Genomic DNA, 3,794 nt, shown 5'->3' on the forward strand with positions numbered 1-3,794 from the left:
GGGGCGAGCGAGGCCGACGTGGTGGTCGTGTTGCAGGCGTTGCTGGATCGTCATGCCATGTTGCGCTGCCATGCCGACGACGGCGGCGCCGGCGGATGGTCCATGACGGTGCCCGAGGCTGGGGCGGTGGACGCGCGCGCATGCCTGCACACCGTGCAGGTCTTGACGGATGCGGCGCTGGTGGGAGCACGGTCGCGATTGAACCCCGCCGCCGGAGCCATGCTCAGTGCGCTGTGGGCGGCCGACACCGGCCAGCTGGCGTTGATCGTTCACCATCTGGCCGTCGACGGGGTTTCTTGGCGAATCCTGTTGGAGGACTTGAACATTGCGTGGGCGCAGCATCACAGCGGGCAGCCGATAGCCTTACCGGCCGGCGGGACGTCATTTGCCCGGTGGTCAGCGCTGCTCGCCGAGCACGCTCACGACCCGCAGGTCGTGGACCAGGCCGAGGCTTGGCGGCAGGTGGCTGCGACCCCGGCGCTGCTGCCGGCGGTGCAGCCTGGGGTGGATACGTTCGCCACGGCCGGGCAGCTGTCGGTGGACCTCGATGTCGAGACCACCCGGATGCTGTTGGGTGAGGTGCCCGCGGCGTTTCGCGCCGGCGTGCACGACATCTTGTTGATCGCGTTCGGTGTGGCGTGCGCGGAGTTTCTGGGCAGCGATGCGCCGGTCGCCATCGATGTGGAGGGCCACGGGCGCGATGAGGAGTTGGCTGCCGGTGTGGACCTGACCCGGACCGTGGGCTGGTTCACCACTCTGTATCCGGTGGCCCTGCAAGTTGGCGGGTTGGACTGGGGTCAGGTGCGCACCGGTGAGGCCGGGTTCGGGGCGCTGGTCAAGGCAGCCAAAGAGCAGTTGCGCGCCCTGCCTGATGGATTGACCTACGGCCTGCTGCGATATCTGAATCCCGACGTGGCGCTGGCCGAATCGGATCCACGGATCGGGTTCAACTATTTGGGTCGACTGGGCGCCGCAGCTGGTGAGCTCTCCGATGATGTGTGGCGCCTGAGCCCCGAGGGGATGGCGGCCACCGGCGTCACCGCGGCTTTGCCAATCCCGTTGGCGCACACCCTAGAGCTCGCCGCCATCGCTGCCGACACCGACACCGGTCCGAGGTTGCAGGCCAACTGGAGATGGGCGCTCTCGGCGCTGGACCACTCGCAGGTGGACCGGTTGAGCCGGTTGTGGTTTGAGGCGTTGGCCGGCATCTGCGCCCATGTCCGCGCCGGTGGGGGTGGGTGGACGCCGTCGGACATCGCCCCGGCCCGGCTGACCCAGACTCAGCTCGACGAGCTGTGTGGCCGATATGAGATCGCCGATGTGTTGCCGTTGACCCCGCTGCAGCAGGGGTTGCTGTTCCACACCACCACCACACGGACAGATGATCCGGGCGGCGATGTGTATGCAGTGCAGCTGGATATCACTATCGCCGGCCCGCTCGACGCGCACCGGTTGCGCGAGGCGGTGAACACCGTGCTGACCCGCCACCCGCACCTCGCAGCCCAATTCTGCGCCCAGTATGACGAGCCCGTGCAGGTCATTCCGGCCAAGCCAGTAGTGCCGTGGCAGTACATCGAACTCGACTCCGCTGACGGCGACCTGGATGAGCAGGTCCGAGGTGTGTGCGCCGACGAGCGAGCGGCGGTATGCGACTTAGGTGACCAGCCGGTGTTTCGGGCGGCGTTGATCCGCACTGGGCCTGATCGGCATCGATTCGTGCTCACGAATCACCACATCGTGCTCGACGGCTGGTCGACGTCGATCCTGCTGGGGGAGATCTTCGCCAGCTATTACGGTCAGCGCCTGCCGACGGCCGCGCCATACCGCCGGTTTATCGGCTGGCTGGCCGAGCGTGACATCGACGCTGCCCGCCAAGCGTGGGGACAGGTACTGGCCGGTTTCGACACCCCAACCCTTGTTCGTTCGCCCGCGCTGGAGGAGCCAGGGCCGCGAAGCGTGGAGTCATTCGTAGTGCCTGAGGACACCACCCGCGCCCTGACCGAACTGGCCCGCTCCTGTCACACCACCGTGAACGTCGTTCTACAAGCGGCTTTCGCTCAGCTGCTGATGTGGCTGACCGGCCGGCAGGACGTGGCGTTTGGCACCGCCGTCTCGGGCAGGCCGACCGAGTTGGCCGGTGCGGAGTCCATGGTGGGGCTGATGATCAACACCGTGCCGGTGCGTGCGACGATCACCGCGGCTACCACCGTCGAAGACCTGCTCGATCAGCTGCAAACCGCTAATAACCAAACCCTCGAGCATCAGCACCTGGCGCTTTCCGAGATCCATCGCGTCACCGGCCACGACCAGCTGTTCGACACGCTGTTCGTGTATGAGAACTACCCGGTCGAGACCGACGCGCTTTCCGGCGACCACGAATTGGCCGTCACCGGATTCTCAGCGAGGGAGATGAATCACTATCCCTTGTCGGTGCAGGTGCAGCCGGGTGCTGAGTTGAAATTGCGGGTTGAGTTTGATGCCAATGTCTTTGATGCGGCTCGCGTTGTGGCGTTAGTTCGTCGGTTCAAGCGGGTGTTGTTGGCCATGACGGATTCAGGGGAGCGGTCTTGACGATCAATGCGTCGCGGAGGCTGTTGTCGTTCGATTTGCTTGATGAGGACGAGCACGATGATCTGGATGAGTGGGGTAATCGGGCGGCTTTGACGGAGCTCGCGCCTGCGACGGTGTCGATTCCGGAGTTGTTCGCCGCGCAGGTGGCCCGCACCCCCGATGCGGTGGCGGTGACTTCTCACGACCGCTCGTTGACGTATCGGGAGCTGGACGAGGCGGCTAACCGGTTGGCGCAGTTGTTGGTTGCTCGCGGTGGGGGCCCGGGAACATCTGTGGTGCTGCTCTTCTCGCGTTCCGTTGAGGCGATCGTCGCGATATTGGCGGTGCTGAAGAGCGGGTCGGCTTATGTGCCGATCGATCCGGCGTTGCCTACGGCGCGGATCGACTTCATGCTCTCCGACGCTGCGCCGGTAGCGGCGATCACGACGGCCGCGTTGGCCGATCGGCTGGCCGGGCATGAGCTGACGGTTTTCGACATCCACGATCCGGTGATCGACACGTATCCGGGCACGGCGTTGCCCCCGCCGGCTCCGGATGACATCGCGTATCTGATTTACACCTCGGGCACCACCGGTGTGCCCAAGGGGGTGGTTATCGCTCACCGCAACGCGGTCCAGTTGTTGTCATCAGGGAATAGCCGGGTGGCGACGGGGCCGGCACAGGTGTGGTCACAGTGGCACTCCTACGCCTTTGACGTCTCGGTGTGGGAGATCTTCGGAGCGTTGTTGCACGGCGCACGGTTGGTGGTGGTGCCCGAGTCGGTGGCTGCATCACCAGATGAATTCCACGCATTGCTGGTCGAGCAGCAGGTCAGTGTGTTGAGTCAGACGCCGTCTGCGGTGGGAGTTCTGCCGCAGGAGGGGTTGGAGTCGGCGACATTGGTGGTGGCCGGTGAGGCGTGTCCGACGGCGCTGGTGGATCGGTGGGCGCCGGGGCGGGTGATGATCAACGCTTACGGCCCGACCGAGGCGACGGTGTACGCGGCGATAAGTGCGCCGCTGGAGGCGGGTTCAGATGCGGTGCCGATCGGTTCGCCGGCACCGGGGGCGACGTTGTTTGTGCTGGACGCGGGGTTGCGCCGGGTATCGCCGGGTGTGGTGGGCGAGTTGTATGTGGCTGGCGCCGGTGTCGGTGTGGGCTATTGGCGCCGGTCGGGGTTGACGTCGTCGCGGTTTGTGGCGTGTCCGTTCGGCGGGCCGGGGGCGCGGATGTATCGGACCGGG

The 3,794-nt window shown here is 65.8% G+C and carries 1 pseudogene; it reads left to right on the top strand.

Features of this window, described 5'->3' with window-relative positions:
• Positions 1-3,794 (top strand): annotated as a pseudogene (locus A5651_RS08205) (amino acid adenylation domain-containing protein); the annotation flags it as partial.

The organism is Mycobacterium sp. 1274761.0 (assembly GCF_001668615.1).
GTDB lineage: Bacteria > Actinomycetota > Actinomycetes > Mycobacteriales > Mycobacteriaceae > Mycobacterium.